General features: G+C 35.9%; 16 protein-coding genes. All 16 read right to left on the reverse strand.

Annotation, left to right across the window (positions count from 1 at the left end; genetic code table 11):
- Positions 1 to 229: 229 nt before the first annotated feature.
- Complete coding sequence (frr, locus tag ABD814_RS01840; RefSeq protein ID WP_344909769.1) at positions 230 to 787, reverse strand: ribosome recycling factor; 558 nt, start codon at positions 785 to 787, stop codon at positions 230 to 232.
- 2 nt (positions 788 to 789) lie between these two features.
- On the reverse strand, positions 790 to 1,512 hold the full coding sequence (gene pyrH / locus ABD814_RS01845) for a UMP kinase (protein ID WP_344909770.1): 723 nt from the start codon (positions 1,510 to 1,512) through the stop codon (positions 790 to 792).
- A 139-nt stretch (positions 1,513 to 1,651) separates the two neighbouring features.
- A complete protein-coding gene (gene tsf, locus ABD814_RS01850) occupies positions 1,652 to 2,536 on the reverse strand; it encodes a translation elongation factor Ts (protein WP_344909772.1) in 885 nt (294 codons plus the stop codon).
- Between the two features lie 84 nt (positions 2,537 to 2,620).
- Positions 2,621 to 3,400 carry a 30S ribosomal protein S2 gene (gene rpsB / locus ABD814_RS01855; RefSeq protein WP_344909773.1) on the reverse strand — a complete coding sequence of 260 codons (780 nt, stop codon included), beginning with the start codon at positions 3,398 to 3,400 and terminating at the stop codon, positions 2,621 to 2,623.
- A 162-nt stretch (positions 3,401 to 3,562) separates the two neighbouring features.
- Complete coding sequence (locus ABD814_RS01860; RefSeq protein ID WP_344909775.1) at positions 3,563 to 4,033, reverse strand: DUF6115 domain-containing protein; 471 nt, start codon at positions 4,031 to 4,033, stop codon at positions 3,563 to 3,565.
- A 12-nt stretch (positions 4,034 to 4,045) separates the two neighbouring features.
- The gene (locus ABD814_RS01865; protein ID WP_344909776.1) at positions 4,046 to 4,357 is read right to left on the reverse strand and encodes a hypothetical protein; all 312 of its coding nucleotides are present in this window, start codon (positions 4,355 to 4,357) and stop codon (positions 4,046 to 4,048) included.
- Between the two features lie 20 nt (positions 4,358 to 4,377).
- Positions 4,378 to 5,748: a flagellar assembly protein A gene (locus ABD814_RS01870; protein WP_344909778.1), complete on the reverse strand. Its 1,371-nt coding sequence runs from the start codon at positions 5,746 to 5,748 to the stop codon at positions 4,378 to 4,380.
- A 70-nt stretch (positions 5,749 to 5,818) separates the two neighbouring features.
- Positions 5,819 to 6,577, reverse strand: coding sequence for a FliA/WhiG family RNA polymerase sigma factor (locus ABD814_RS01875; protein ID WP_344909779.1), 759 nt, complete (start codon positions 6,575 to 6,577; stop codon positions 5,819 to 5,821).
- A gap of 71 nt (positions 6,578 to 6,648) precedes the next feature.
- Positions 6,649 to 7,149: a chemotaxis protein CheD gene (locus tag ABD814_RS01880; RefSeq protein WP_344909781.1), complete on the reverse strand. Its 501-nt coding sequence runs from the start codon at positions 7,147 to 7,149 to the stop codon at positions 6,649 to 6,651.
- Positions 7,146 to 7,781, reverse strand: coding sequence for a chemotaxis protein CheC (locus ABD814_RS01885; RefSeq protein ID WP_344909783.1), 636 nt, complete (start codon positions 7,779 to 7,781; stop codon positions 7,146 to 7,148). Before ABD814_RS01885 ends, ABD814_RS01880 begins: the two co-directional genes overlap by 4 nt.
- Positions 7,781 to 8,266: a chemotaxis protein CheW gene (locus ABD814_RS01890; protein WP_344909784.1), complete on the reverse strand. Its 486-nt coding sequence runs from the start codon at positions 8,264 to 8,266 to the stop codon at positions 7,781 to 7,783. Before ABD814_RS01890 ends, ABD814_RS01885 begins: the two co-directional genes overlap by 1 nt.
- 16 nt (positions 8,267 to 8,282) lie before the next feature.
- Entirely contained in the window at positions 8,283 to 10,289 is a 2,007-nt protein-coding gene (locus ABD814_RS01895) for a chemotaxis protein CheW (RefSeq protein WP_344909786.1), read from the reverse strand.
- A gap of 1 nt (position 10,290) precedes the next feature.
- Positions 10,291 to 11,364 (reverse strand): protein-glutamate methylesterase/protein-glutamine glutaminase, encoded by a 1,074-nt coding sequence (locus ABD814_RS01900; protein WP_344909788.1) that lies wholly within the window; start codon positions 11,362 to 11,364, stop codon positions 10,291 to 10,293.
- 6 nt (positions 11,365 to 11,370) lie between these two features.
- The gene (locus ABD814_RS01905) at positions 11,371 to 12,237 is read right to left on the reverse strand and encodes a MinD/ParA family protein (protein ID WP_344909789.1); all 867 of its coding nucleotides are present in this window, start codon (positions 12,235 to 12,237) and stop codon (positions 11,371 to 11,373) included.
- Entirely contained in the window at positions 12,230 to 13,357 is a 1,128-nt protein-coding gene (gene flhF / locus ABD814_RS01910; protein ID WP_344909790.1) for a flagellar biosynthesis GTPase FlhF, read from the reverse strand. Before flhF ends, ABD814_RS01905 begins: the two co-directional genes overlap by 8 nt.
- Complete coding sequence (gene flhA, locus ABD814_RS01915) at positions 13,354 to 15,390, reverse strand: flagellar biosynthesis protein FlhA (protein ID WP_344909792.1); 2,037 nt, start codon at positions 15,388 to 15,390, stop codon at positions 13,354 to 13,356. The genes flhF and flhA overlap by 4 nt, the downstream gene beginning before the upstream one ends.
- Between the last annotated feature and the right edge of the window lie 21 nt (positions 15,391 to 15,411).

Consider the following 15,411-nt stretch of genomic DNA (forward strand, 5'->3'; position numbering starts at 1 on the left):
ATGATCAACGATAATCACCATGCAGATATATCTAATCCTTATCATCATCAAGAAGATTAAATCCTTATTTACTTTATCGCAAGTTACCTTTTTTATCAAATTGATCGGTTCGTACCCTGTTTCAGTTTATCATGTAATGGCTTGAGAATCACTAGTAATCTTTATTAAAAAGAAAAAGGCGTAACAAAAGAACGCGCTTTTGCAACACCCATCACTCTTTTAAACCAGATTATACTTCCATAATTTCTGCTTCTTTATCTTCCACTAATGAATCAATCTGCTTAATAAATTTGTCAGTTTCAGCTTGAACATCATTTTGATACTGACGTAATTCATCTTCAGTGATTTCACTATCTTTTTCATTTTTCTTTAATTGGTCATTTGCATCTCTTCTAATGTTACGAATTTGAACTTTTGATTCTTCAGCAAATTTACCAACAACTTTAACGAGTTCCTTACGGCGCTCTTCAGTTAATGGTGGAATAACGATTCGCACAATGTTTCCATCGCTTGATGGTGCTAAGCCAAGGTCAGCTTTTTGAATGCCTTTTTCGATATCACCAATCGATGATTTATCAAATGGTGTGACAAGGATCATTCTTGCCTCAGGTGCCGTGATTGTTGCTAATTGATTTAATGGCGTCGCTGCACCATAATAATCGACCATGACACTATTTAAAATTGCTGGATTTGCACGACCTGCTCGAACAGTCGCTAAACTTTTTTGAAAAGACTGAATCGCTTGATCCATTTTTTGCTGAATATCTTTAATAATTGCTTCTGACATGTTTATTTCCCCTTTACAATAGTTCCGATTTTTTCACCGAGAACTGCTCTTTTAATATTGCCTTCTTTGCCAATTGAAAAGACTAATAGAGGTAATTCATTATCCATACATAATGATGATGCCGTTGAGTCCATCACACCTAGTTCTTCATTGAGCATCTGCATATAAGTGAGTTCTTCGTATTTCATTGCATTCGGATCGATTTTTGGATCTGCTGTATAGACACCATCGACATTGTTTTTAGCCATTAAAATCACTTCGGCATCAATTTCAGCAGCTCGTAATGCAGCAGTTGTATCTGTTGAAAAATAAGGATTTCCTGTACCTGCCGCAAAGATGACGACACGCTTTTTCTCAAGATGACGCATTGCTCGTCTTCTTATATAAGGTTCAGCAACCTGTCTCATTTCAATCGATGTTTGGACACGGGTTGCAACGCCAATATTTTCTAAGCTATCTTGAAGTGCTAATGAGTTCATAATCGTCGCAAGCATTCCCATATAATCTGCATTTGCTCGATCCATCCCCATTTCACTTCCTACTTTACCACGCCAAATGTTGCCACCACCTACAACGATTGCCGTCTCTACACCAAGTTCTACGACTTCTTTCACCTGTTGGGCAATTGAACGAATAATTTTTGGTTCGAGTCCGTAGCCGAGTTCACCACTCAATGCTTCGCCACTTAATTTTAGTACAATTCTTTTATAGTGTGCTTTCGTCATGTTAACCTCCATTATGTAGATTTTAATTATATTTTACACTAAGCGCTCCAAGGAAACAATTGATTCGCCAAAATCTAGATAGAGTAAAATATTCAAAGAAAAGGGAACACGAAGAAGTGCTCCCTTAATTAATCTTGAATTAATTCTTCATTTGACTACGTACTTCTTCTGCAAAGTTTTCTTCTCGTTTTTCAATACCTTCGCCAACTTGATAACGCGTAAATGCATGAATTGAAGCACCTTTGTCTGCAACTAACTTTTTCACTTTAACATCTGGATCTTTAACAAAACTTTGCTCTAATAAGCTAATGTCTTCAAAGAACTTTCCTAAACGACCTTCAACCATTTTTTCAACGATTTTTTCTGGTTTCCCTTCATTTAGTGCTTGTTGTGTTAATACTTCTCTTTCTCTTGCGATTAAGTCAGCATCAACATCATCACGTGAAACAAATTGTGGATTAACAGCAGCAATATGCATTGCAATGTCTTTTGCAAATGCTTCATCTGTTGTACCTTCTAAGACAACTAATGCACCAATTGAACCATTTAAGTGAATATATGCACCGAATGCATCTGCATCCGTTTTGTCAGCAATCACAAAACGACGTAAGGTGATTTTTTCACCAATTGTTGCAACTGCTTTATTAATGTATGTTTCAATCGTATCACCATCGCCGTGTAGTGGCTGTTGTAATGCTTCTTCTAAGTTTGCTGGTTTTTGTGACAGCAAGTGCTCAGCTAAATCATGTACAAGTGCTTTAAATTGATCATTTTTAGTTACGAAATCTGTTTCACAGTTAATTTCTAATAAAACAGCTGTATTACCATCAACTAAAGTATAAGCTGTTCCTTCTGCTGCAATACGATCCGCTTTTTTAGCTGCACTAGAGATTCCTTTTTCACGTAAGAAATCAATTGCTTTTTCCATATCACCATCTGTTTCCTGTAGAGCTTTCTTACAATCCATCATTCCTGCACCCGTTTTTTCGCGTAACTCTTTTACCATAGCTGCTGTAATTTTCATCTATATTTCCTCCTTATGATTGTTATACGTTCTTTTCTAAAAAAAGGTGATAAAAGGTTCCCCCCTTATCACCTTTTTAATTTGTTATTCTTGTTCAACAGGTGTGCTTTCTGCTACTTCTTCAGTTGCAACTTCAACTTCTGCCTCTTCAGCTTCTGGTTGAGCTACTTCTTCAGTTTCTTCACCTTGCTTAACTTCTAAGATTGCATCTGCCATTGTTGACGTTAATAATTTAACTGCACGAATTGCATCATCATTTGCTGGGATCACGTAATCAATTTCATCTGGATCACAGTTCGTATCAACGATTCCAACAATCGGAATGTTAAGTTTTTTCGCTTCTGCCACTGCAATGCGCTCTTTACGTGGGTCAACTACGAATAAAGCGTCAGGAAGCTTCTTCATATCTTTAATTCCACCTAAGAATTTAACAAGTCGATCTTTTTCTTTTAATAGATCAACTGTTTCTTTTTTAGGTAAAACGTCAAATGTACCGTCTTCTTCCATTTTCTCAATTGATTTTAGACGATTAATACTCTTACGAATCGTTTCAAAGTTTGTCAACGTTCCACCTAACCAGCGTTGGTTAATGTAATATTGACCTGAACGAATTGCCTCTTCTTTAATTGATTCTTGTGCTTGTTTCTTCGTACCTACAAATAATACAGAACCGCCATTTTCAGCAACTTCTTTGATGAAGTTATACGCTACATCAACCATCTTCACAGTTTTTTGTAAGTCGATAATGTAAATGCCGTTTCTTTCCGTGAAAATATATTTTTTCATCTTTGGATTCCAACGACGTGTTTGATGTCCAAAATGAACACCAGCTTCTAGTAGTTGTTTCATTGAAATAACTGCCATTTCTATTCCTCCTAATTTGGTTTTTTCCTCGGCTTACTTCATCACAATAGAAAAACTAATGACTGATTGATCATTAGCACCTTTTCCATCATCCATAAGCGTGTGTATTTAACACCACAGATAACTATATCATAATCATTATTTACAAGCAAGTAATTATTTCTACTGATTTTGATGAAATTTAATTAATAGTTCAACTTCTGTTTTACCACGATTTAATTTTTTAGCGATTGCTTCTGGTGTATCACCACGTTCGGCTAATGATAATACTTGAGCAGCAAAAGATTGTTCAACAACAGGTTCTTGATCGTCAGGAACAAACGGTTGATAATCTTGATACTTTGCTTCTGTTTCTAGCTTAGTTGGCATTGGTACTTCTTGACTTTTATCAACTGATTTTGGTTGCTTAACCACAGGTTCTTTTTTAGGTTGTTGATTGATTAATTGAATTAATTTATCGTTTTCTTCGCGTATTTCTAATAAATAAACTGCTAATAGTTCTTCAATTTCTTTTTGTTGTTGATCTAAAGTCTGTTTTGTCATCGACGGTTGATCAACTTTAGCTTTAAGTTGTCTAATTACCACTAAGGTAATCGCATGGATTATAAAGCTAATCAATAGTAAATAGGCCATTTTTAACCCCTCTTAACCGTTAATATCTATTCGCGTCCCTAAATAAGGATGTTGGATCTTAATTTTGTGTTCAGGTTTACTGTCTGCATGCTCATTTGACTGATCCAACTGGTTCTCTTGATCACTTTCCTTAGTATCATTTGATAATTTATGACCTTCTTCAAGATTAGTGACAGATCTGCGCTTCATTTCCTCAGCCTGTTGTTGTGCTTGAGCAATTACTTCTTGCATAAATTGGCCTCGTTGTTGGATTTGTTCTTGAATTCGACCGACGTCCTGAGTACGTGGTAAGGCAACTTGTAATTCAATTGATCTCCAACCCATATCGAACACACCTTTCCATTTTAAAGTGAGTTAATTTGAATTTCACCGTCTTCGATATAAACTTGAGTAAATTTGTGGGTTGAATCTGTTGTACGGCGATATTTTCCGAATTGTAGGTCAACATTCGGATAAAGCACTTTCTTAACTATTAAGCGCGCTTTTTCTTCATCACCTAGATTAACTTTTAATGAATCAATTTTTTCTTCAATTTTAGCGAGCTTATTTTTTGTCACTTGGAGCGTATTCTTCTGTTTCAAAAGGAAAATTCGCTCTTTTGATGAGAGACCTCCACCGGCTTTAGCTTTGTTTTCTAAGCCTTCACCAAGTTTCCGCAACTTTTCAATCTCACTTATCAATGTTTTTCTAGCAGCCGTAAACTGACTTTCAAGATCAAATTGTGATTTATCTACACCGATTGTAATCTCTGTTTTCGTATGCATTTTATTCCCAACTTCATTTGCTTCAATTGTCACACCAGCAGAACAACTTCCACCAATAATACTTCCTGAATGACAGTAAATATGTTGCTTAGCAACACATTCACTATGCATAATTGAGTTTTGAGCAATAACATTCTGTCCAGCCTCAACTTTAGCTTGATTAATGTAGCCAATTTTTATGTCACCATCAGCGTAAATTTCAGCTTTTTTTAATCCAGAAACTCCTTCTGTGATCGTTACATTTCCTCCGGCTTTAATATAACTGGCTTCAACAAGCCCATAGACATAAATGTCTCCCTCTGCTTCTACTCGATATCCTGTTGGCACATTGCCTCGAATCACAACAGAACCAACAAAGTTTATATTACCAGACTTCATCGATAAATCTTCATTAATTTCATACGTATTGTGGACATGAATTTTATTTCCTGTCACACTTAATTTTCCTTTTATCTCTGAATAAAACGATTGATCTTCAGTGCGATAAACAACATTCTTACCGGCACTCATTTTGACTGATTTTGCCTTTCTATATGGCAACTTCTTACCAAAAACAGTCATGCCTGGTTCTCCATCAATTGGGTCAATTAAAATAGCGATTTTTTCATTCTCATCTAAAGATGGAATCCTTTTAATATCGCGAAAATCCCTTTTATCATCAATATTGATTAAATCATTTTGTTCAGAGACAAATGTAATTTTCCCATCAATCCCATCAACAGCTTCTGTCCCTTTTGCAATTGAAATTGGGAAAATTGATTCATCACATTGACTTACAATACTTTTAATTGCATCATGGTTTATTCCATAAGTTATTTTATTAGCTTTTAACCAATCGCTGATTAATTCTTCACTAATATCTGCAGGATTATATTTTTCGATCAATTGGACAGTTGCAGCCATTTGATCCTCAGACACAAATAATACGAAGTGATCATTTAAATCTACCATATTCATTCACCCTTTTTGAATAATAAAAAAATAGCGAGAGATCCGATCTGATAACTTTTAAAAATCCATCTTACGTTAATGATTGTCTTAATTTAAAAATGGCTTGTTTATGAATTTGAGAGATTCTTGATGTCGTTAGCGATAAAACTTGTCCAATTTCAGTTAGTGTCAGTTCGTCATGATAGAATAAGCTAATAACAAGTTGTTCATTTTTATTTAATGCTTTGATTGATTGCGCTAGGTTGGCATAGCTCTCTTCTTGAAGCAAATGTTCCTCAGGTGAGAGTTGTTCATGATCAATAATTTTGTAGCCAATTCCCTCTTTGTGATCTTCTGAATCGTCTGAAGCTTTCTGCTCAATTGAAAGTAAATTAGCAAATAGCGTATCTTTATAGCTTGTTTCAACCTCATCACGTGTCATATCCAGAAAATCTGCAATTTCTGCAGCGGTTGGGTTTCTTTGAAGCTTTTGTGTCAGTTCATGTGAAGCTTGATCAATCTTTTTAGCTTTATCTCGTGTCGACCGTGGAAGCCAATCTTCTTTTCTTAATCCATCCATAATTGCTCCACGAATTCTAAATGAGGCATACGTATCAAACTTTAAATCTCGATCATAATCAAATTTTTGTAATGCATCATACAAGCCGAATAATCCTAAACTTCTAATCTCATCTCGCTGAACATTTTTCGGTAAATGACTCGAAATCCGTTGGGTGTGAAAATCAACAAGATACAAATAATGCTCAACGAGTTGGTTGGTAACGTTTTCATCTTTATTCTTGATCCATTTTTCCCAAAGTTGATCAACATACTTTTCTTGGCTAACCAATCCAATCGCCTCGCTTTCATCGTTAGTAGATGACTATTCTTGATGTAATAATATGAAAGTGTGGATGGTCATTAAATTTCTTTTGATCCCTGACTTATTGTTCGGATATGTAGCATTGAAGTCTCAGGTGAAAATTCGATTGTTCGACCACTATTGCCGTGTACGTCTTCTGCCATAATCGGGATCCGATAATCTTCAAGCATTTGTTTTACGGCCGTGACATTTCGCTCGCCAATTCGAAGCATATCATTTTTCACACTGAAGGCAAACATTTGAGCACCACCAGCAATTTTGGCTTTAAGGGCGAATTTTCGTGCACCATCTTTTAAGAGTGTCTCGACTAATATTGGAATGGCTGTGTCTGCATATTTATATGGATTAAAATCTTCTTTCTTTGAAGAATTTGAATCAGGTAACATAACATGAGCCATTCCTGCAATTTTGATCACCGGGTCAAATATAACAACGCCTACACAAGACCCTAATCCAGATGTTCGGATCACATCAGGAGCTTTCACAAAGTTTAAGTCAGCAATTCCTACTTTTACCGCTTTACTATCTACAAGTTTCACTGATCTGCCACACCTAATTTATTAAATATTTTTGGAAATGATTCAGGATCTGGTAATAAAAAGAAATGACCCTTAATTTGTTCTTTCTGCTCTGCATGATTATCAATTATTGTTTCGATAATAATTGCATAATCACTAACTTGAGATAATTCCATTAATCCTTCAGTTAATATCGCAGCTGCCATATCAATTGTTAATATTGGTACAGAAGGCTGTAATGATAATTTGAGAAAATCTGATAGTGCAGTTAAATATGACCCCGCTAAGATATTTCCAGCCTCTTGTAATGCAGACAACGCCATCTCATCATGTGGTGGATGTTCAATTGAAAAGTCCGTCTGTCCTGTCATTTGCTCAACAAAATTGCTTGCTTCTTGTGAAGATAGGACAAAAAACATGTTACCTGGCGTCTCACCCTCTATTCTCAAAAAAATTGCAGCGATTAATGTTTCCGGTCCATCGACTAAGTCCATCATTTCGTTATAATCCACTAAACGAACAGTTGGAATCCGCATATCAATCTTGCTACCGACTAACATTGATAGTGAGGTAGCCGCATTCCCTGATCCAATGTTACCAACTTCTTTTAGCACGTCCAACTGGTATTCAGTCAAGCTATCAAAAATCGACATTATTGCACCAGCTTTTCTTTTCGAGCAGTCGTTTCTTGTTCAAGTAATTCTTTTGAAAGAATTTTATCAATGTTTAACAAAATAAATAATCGCTCATCATATTTTGCTACACCATCGATATAATCAATATGAACAGATCCTACAGCTTCTGGAGTTGGTTCAATCGAAGCTTTAGGAATATCAATGACATCATGTGCTGCATCAACTATTAAGCCAACGTCCATATTATCGTGTTGGATAATAATTGTCCGGGTTTCATCACTATAATCTTTTGGCTCGAAACCGAAACGGATTCTTAAATCAAGCAGTGGTGTCACAACACCTCGCAAGTTTAAAACACCCTTAATAAAATCTGGCGTACCTGGAACTCGAGTGATTGGTAACATCCGTTCGATTGAGCCTACCAAATCGACCGGCATTGCATATTCTTCATTATTTAACTGAAAGATAATCGATTTTACAAATTCTGATTCTACTTTTGCCAACGAAAAAACCTCCTAACTATTTAATAAGTGCACTCGTGTCTACAATTAATGCAACTTGTCCATCACCAAGAATTGTCGCGCCAGATATGGCAAACACATTTGATAAATAATTACCTAGAGTTTTCAAAACGACTTCTTGTTGACCGATAAATGAATCAACAATCAAACCTGTCATTTTTTCACCTTGACGAATAATAACGACAGAATGATAGTTATCATCTTGGTCATCTCCTGGTACATCAAAAATCTCTGTTAATGAAACAAGCGGGACAACTCGACCTCTAAAATCAATCACTTGTTTATTATGTGCTGTCATAATTTTATCTTTATGAATAATCGCTGTTTCAAGGATTGAAGACAATGGAATCGCAAATGTTTCATCTTTAACTTTCGTCAACATAACTGAAATAATTGTCAATGTTAATGGAAGTTGAATTGAAAATACCGATCCTTTTCCTAGTTCAGAGTCAATCGTGATTGAACCACCAAGTGCTTCAATCGTACTTTTAACTACATCCAAACCAACACCGCGACCAGATATATCTGAAATCTTATCCGCTGTTGAAAAACCACTTTCCATAATCAATTGGTAAACTTGGTGATTACTATATGATTGAGCCTGTTCTTTTGTAATTAAGCCATTTTCAATTGCTTTTTTCGTAATCACATCTCGATTAATTCCTGCTCCGTCATCAGAGATCTCAATAAAGACATGGTTACCACTATGGTATGCGTTTAGCTTCAGTGTGCCTGTTCCTGGTTTTCCACTAGCTTTTCTAACTTCAGGTGTTTCAATTCCATGATCCAATGCATTACGAATTAAGTGAACTAATGGATCACCGATCTCATCAATAACAGTACGATCTAATTCTGTATCGGCACCAATAATCTCTAAATTGATTTCTTTATTTAATTCTCTACTCAATTGGCGAACCATGCGAGGGAAACGATTAAAGACTTGATCGATTGGAACCATCCGCATGTTTAAAATAATATTTTGTAAATCTCCTGAGATACGTGCCATTCTCTCAACTGTTTCCTCAAGATCATTATGGCGTAAATCAGCAGAAATTTGTTCAAGTCTACCTCGATCTATAACTAATTCTTCAAATAAATTCATTAATGCATCTAAGCGTTCGATATTAACTCGAATAGTTTTACTTGTTAATGGGCGTTTTGATGTTGTTTCTTCATGATCCTCTGAAGTTTCCTCTGCTGCCTTTACAGTATCTTGTGCTTCTTCAGCATCATCACCAGTAAACTGATTAACTTTCAACTCGTTAACCGTTACACTGTTAATTTCAGACACTTTCATAATTTTCTGTTCAATTTCATCTGGACCATCTTTAGTAACTAAAACGACGGTAAAATCAAATTCGAAATTTTCATCTTCTAATTCAGTTACGCTTGGTACAGACTTGATAACTTCACCGATTTGCTCAAGAATTTCAAAAACCATGTAAACCCGAGCTGCTTTTAATAAGGTCGTATCTTGTAACTGTACTGTCACTTGATAATTTTGGTATCCTTTTTCATTCGACTGCTGCAAAACAGTTAATTCAAATTGATCTAATTCAGATTCAATTGATGACGTCTTCCCTGATGATTTATCTGTTTCTTTCGTTTGGCTGTCGATATCTTGGTCACCATTTTCGATTGCATCCAATTTATTAACGAGTTCGGAAACGTCTTGCTTTCCTTCACCGCCATCAATAATATCAAATACCATTGACTCGAGAGCATCAACAGCAGTGAATATCACATCGACAATTTGTGAGTTTAAAGTAAGCTTTTTATTCCGAACAGCATCTAACACGTTCTCCATGTTATGAGTTAAATCAGCTAAATCTTGATAACCCATTGTTGCAGACATGCCTTTTAATGTGTGGGCAGATCTAAAAATTTCATTCACAATGGTAATGTTTTTTGGATCCTTTTCTAGTTCCAATAAATGATCGTTTAATGATTGAATGTGCTCTTTACTTTCTTCAATAAAAATATCGAGATATTCATTTACTACCATTCTATTCACCTCTAATTTTCAATAGATTTATAATCGTATCTGCAATATCTGGCAGTTCGACAACAAAATCAACGACACCTGTTTTCACTGCAGATTTAGGCATCCCGTAGACAACACATGATTCTTCAGCTTCACTAATAATGACCGTACTTTCTTTCGTCTTTTTCATTTCGACAATTCCTTCTGCACCGTCTCCACCCATTCCAGTCATAATCGTTCCTATTAAGTTATAGTTCACTAACTTTGCTAATGATTCAAATAAAACATCGACAGACGGTTGGTGACCGCTTCTATTTTCCTCTTTAGTAATCTTAGCTTTTAACCCTGCATCAGTTTCTATGACTCTAAACTGGAATCCACCAGGAGCAATATAAGCGACTCCATTTTCTAGCTTTTCACCATCTTTAGCTTCCCGAACTTTGATATGTGACAATTGATCAAGTCGTTTTGCTAATGAGTTCGTGAAGCCTGGTGGCATATGCTGGACGATTACGATTGGTGCTGGTATATTTTCAGGTAGTCGAGTAATCACTTGTTGTAATGCGCGTGGACCACCAGTAGACGTACCAATTCCAATAATAACTTGGTGCTTTTTTGAAAGATTTGGTGCGATGCGACGATCAGACGTTTTTATATATGTAGAACGGCTGCTAGAATCTGTGAAAAGTTCAACTTTTGCCTTAGTTGCTTCAAGTACCTTACTTATAATTTCGGTCTCTATCTCCTTAATGTTTAGTGAAATAGACCCAGATGGTTTTGTGATAAAATCAACAGCCCCTAACTCCATTGATTCAAAAGTCTTATCTGCCCCATGCTTTGTTAAACTCGACAACATAACAACTGGTCGCGGTTTATTTTCCATAATTTTATTTAAAGCAACTAATCCATCCATTTCAGGCATCTCAATGTCCAGTGTGACGACATCTGGATTTAATTGATCGATCTTTTTTAGTGCATCGAGACCATTTCTAGCTGTACCTACAACAAGAATCTTAGGATGAGACTCTAAAATGTTTGAAATCATCTTACGCATAAAGGCGGAATCGTCTACGACTAATACTTTTATTTTCTCCACATCCATCTACCTTTCTTTGATGAATTTTTTTAGTTTCGTAATAAAAGATGAAGGTGCTTTTTTATCGAGGTCAATTGAATCTGTTAAGTACTGTGTAACAATTTGATCAATAGCCCGAGATACTTGAGCTAGTGGATCATATAAAGTAAAAGGTACTTGTGAGATAACTGCTTTCGAAACCTTTTTGTCATCTGGTAAAACTCCAAGTGGGGTGATCTGCTTACCTAAAAAATAATTAGTCACCTTTTGAAGTCTTTTAATCACCTGTTTCCCTTCTTTAACAGAGTCTGCACGATTAATCAATAAATAGAATGGTAGTTGATCATTCTTATTATGTATATGTTTAATCATCGCATAGCCATCCATCATTGAAGTTGGTTCAGGTGTTGTCACTAGTATGCATTCATCAGCAGCTAAAATGTATGCTAAACTTTCATTTGTTGCCCCAGCTCCCATATCAAAAAAGATATAGTCATATTCAGTTGATATTTGATGATATTGATCTAAAAAGTAGTTAAGTTTTTCTTCATCCATATTAAACACAGTAGAAAGTCCCGAGCCAGCTGAAATATATGAAATCGCATTTGATCCTACTTCTATAATATCATGAATCGACAAATCATTCTCGTACATTTGCACAATTGAATATCTTGCTTGAAGTCCTAGTAAGATATCAACATTTCCCATCCCGATATCTAAATCAATGATCAAGACTGATTTTTTCTTTTCAATTAATTTAAGCGCAAAATTAATTGTGAAATTAGATTTACCAACGCCACCCTTACCACTCACAACAGCAATTGTTTTTGCTTGTTTTTTCCCATTTTTCTCTTTCATCTTTTGACGAAGGCTTGCAGCTTGATCGTTATACATCGTGATCGTCCAAGTCAATCAATAAATTTGCTAATAAGCTTGGTGTTGCTGCTTTAATATCATCGGGAACATTTTGACCGTGAGTCAGATAACCGATCCCAATCTTCTTTTTGCTCACCAAATTTAATAGCGCACCATACGTACTTGTTTCGTCAGTTTTTGTGAAAATTAATTTCTTTAATGGAATCGATTTGAATTGATCATAAAGGGCTAGTAAATCTTGCGCTTTTGTCGTTGCTGATAAAACTAAATATGTTTCAACATCATGCTCTAGATCAACAACCTTGCCTAACTCAGCTACGTACTTGGGATCCCGGAAATTACGTCCTGCTGTATCAACAAAAACAAGATCATACGCTTGAAATTTCAGACGAGCTTTTTGATAATCTTCCATCGTGTAGGCAATTTCTAATGGAATATCTAAAATATTTGAATATGTCTTTAATTGTTCAATCGCGGCAATCCGATATGTGTCCGTTGTAATTAAAGCAACTTTTTTTCCATCTTTAAGCATGCTTTTGGCTGCTAACTTTGCAATCGTAGTTGTTTTACCGACCCCTGTTGGGCCAACTAGGTGAATGAATTTCTGTTCAAATTGAATTGCACCACAATTTTCTCTAGTAAAGAGAGCTTCTAGCTGTTGCTTTGTTTTTTTCTTTGCTTCTTGGAACGTCAGATCATCCGCTTGGTTCTGATCTAACGTTATTGAAATTAATTGATCAGCGACCTCTTCTTCAACTTCATGACTCATTAAATGTTCTTTGACTGATTGAAAAGCAGCAGGAAATCTTTGTTCAGTCTCATCAGCTGTTTTTTCCATCCATTTTCTCAATGAACGCAACTCTTCAATCATAATCTGTTGCTGTTTGTTTGAATGAGTACTTTCAGGTTTTCGTATTTCAGTTACTTGCTCGACTCGTTGCTGCTTAATTGGACGTGGTTTGTTTGACTCAGGATCGATTGCTGCAACAACTTCAATATTTCTTTTTTTAAATAGCCCTAAGAAGCCGCCTGTATATACGGCTTTAGAACTTAGAATAACCGCATCCGCTCCAAACTCACTTCTTACCTTATCTAGTGCCTCTGGCATACTAGGTGCTACATATTTTTTTACCTTCATCCTGCTTTCACCACCCCAATACTTTGAACATCTAGATCTGGTTCTAATTCGTTATAAGATAATACAATCACATCTGGGAAAAATCGATCAAGCAATTGTTTCATATACATTCTAATGGTTGGAGAACATAAAATGATTGGGTTTTCTGACTGTAGTGAAGCTTGTTCAATTCTTTCAGTTACCGAACCAATTATTTTTTGCTGGCTTTCTGGATCAAGCGCTAAATAATTTCCATGTTCAGTTTGCTGAACATGATCAGCAATCATTTGTTCAACCTCTCCAGCAACAGTGATGACACGAAGTGAATTTAAATCATTGGCATATTGCTTTGTAATTTGTGATGCTAATGATTGTCTTGCATATTCCCCTAATAATTCTGGATCATTCGTCATTTTCCCAAAATCAGCTAAGGTCTCAAAAATAACTGGCAAATTACGAATTGATACCTGTTCTCTTAATAATTTCGCTAATACCTTTTGAACATCACCAACACTTAATGGTTCCGGTGAAACTTCTTCGACTAAGATTGGATATGACTCCTTCAAATGGTCGATCAATTGCTTTGTTTCCTGGCGCCCCAATAATAAATGGGCATGTTTTTTGATCACTTCAGTTATGTGTGTAGATACAACTGATGGCGGGTCAACAACAGTATAGCCAGATAATTCAGCTTCATCCTTGATGTCCTCGCTTATCCATTTAGCTGGAAGTCCAAAGGCTGGTTCAGTCGTAGCAATACCATCTATTTCATCATCTTCCATGCCAGGTGTCATCGCTAAATAATGATCAAGCATTAACTCACCACTCGCGACTTCATTGCCTTTTATCTTCAGCTGATACGCATTAGGTGGTAATTGAATGTTATCACGAATTCGAACAACTGGAATCACGACACCAAGTTCAATCGCCAATTGCCTTCTAATCATTACAATTCGATCCATCAGATCACCACCTTGACTTGAGTCAACGAGTGGAATCAATGAATAACCAAATTCAAATTCGATTGGATCCATACTAATTAAATCAACAACATTTTCAGTTGATTCAATTTGTCTGGCAGCATCCTCATCTTCTACTTCACCTTGATCGATTATTGGTTCTTGTGTTGGACGATCAAGTACATATCCAGCGATCAATAAGACGGCTGATATTGATGTCGTTAACCAAAAATCAATTGTCGTAAAACCTAGAACAAAGATGGTACCGCCTGCGATATAAAGGAGTTTTGGATATTGTAACAATTGAGTTGATACGTCACTACTCAAGTTTTCCTCAGAGACAGCTCTTGTCACAATAATACCAGTGGCAGTTGAAATTAATAAGGCTGGGAGTTGCGTGACAATTCCATCACCAACAGTTAATTGCATATATGTTGATAGAGCTTCGCCAATGCTCATCCCCATCTGTAGCATTCCAATAATAATCCCAAAGATAATATTAATTAATACAATAATAATTCCTGCAATGGCATCACCTTTAATAAACTTACTCGCCCCATCCATCGCACCGTAAAAGTCTGCTTCTCGCTCAATTTTACTTCTTCGTTCTCGTGCCTGATGTTCATTAATTAAGCCAGCATTTAAATCAGCATCAATACTCATTTGTTTACCAGGCATCGCGTCTAAAGTAAATCGTGCACCTACCTCTGATACACGCTCACTTCCTTTTGTAATAACTAAGAATTGAATAATGACCAAAATTGCAAAGATTACAAAACCAACTAATGGGTTACCACCAATAACAAATGAACCAAACGTTTCAACAACACTACCCGCATCAGCTTCTGCTAAAATTGAACGGGTTGTAGAAACGTTCAAACCTAATCTAAATAAAGTTATAATCAATAGTAATGACGGTAAAACAGAAAACTGGAGAGGTTCAGTTATATTCATTGCTACTAAAATAACAACTAATGATAAAGCAATGTTTATCAAAATAAGAATACTTAATAACCATCCCGGTAACGGTACAATGATCATAACCATGATGACGATAACAAATAATAAAATTGATATATCTTTAAATTTAAACATTTAACTCTCTCCTTACGAGTT

The sequence above is a fragment of the Amphibacillus indicireducens genome (assembly GCF_039539605.1).
GTDB lineage: Bacteria > Bacillota > Bacilli > Bacillales > Amphibacillaceae > Amphibacillus > Amphibacillus indicireducens.

Coding starts and splice junctions, on each gene's coding strand:
- frr (WP_344909769.1), bottom strand. CDS start 787: ATGTCAGAAGCAATTATTAAAGATATTCAGCAAAAAATGGATCAAGCG.
- pyrH (WP_344909770.1), bottom strand. CDS start 1,512: ATGACGAAAGCACACTATAAAAGAATTGTACTAAAATTAAGTGGCGAA.
- tsf (WP_344909772.1), bottom strand. CDS start 2,536: ATGAAAATTACAGCAGCTATGGTAAAAGAGTTACGCGAAAAAACGGGT.
- rpsB (WP_344909773.1), bottom strand. CDS start 3,400: ATGGCAGTTATTTCAATGAAACAACTACTAGAAGCTGGTGTTCATTTT.
- ABD814_RS01860 (WP_344909775.1), bottom strand. CDS start 4,033: ATGGCCTATTTACTATTGATTAGCTTTATAATCCATGCGATTACCTTA.
- ABD814_RS01865 (WP_344909776.1), bottom strand. CDS start 4,357: ATGGGTTGGAGATCAATTGAATTACAAGTTGCCTTACCACGTACTCAG.
- ABD814_RS01870 (WP_344909778.1), bottom strand. CDS start 5,748: ATGGTAGATTTAAATGATCACTTCGTATTATTTGTGTCTGAGGATCAA.
- ABD814_RS01885 (WP_344909783.1), bottom strand. CDS start 7,781: ATGTCGATTTTTGATAGCTTGACTGAATACCAGTTGGACGTGCTAAAA.
- ABD814_RS01895 (WP_344909786.1), bottom strand. CDS start 10,289: ATGGTAGTAAATGAATATCTCGATATTTTTATTGAAGAAAGTAAAGAG.
- ABD814_RS01905 (WP_344909789.1), bottom strand. CDS start 12,237: ATGTATAACGATCAAGCTGCAAGCCTTCGTCAAAAGATGAAAGAGAAA.
- flhF (WP_344909790.1), bottom strand. CDS start 13,357: ATGAAGGTAAAAAAATATGTAGCACCTAGTATGCCAGAGGCACTAGAT.
- flhA (WP_344909792.1), bottom strand. CDS start 15,390: ATGTTTAAATTTAAAGATATATCAATTTTATTATTTGTTATCGTCATC.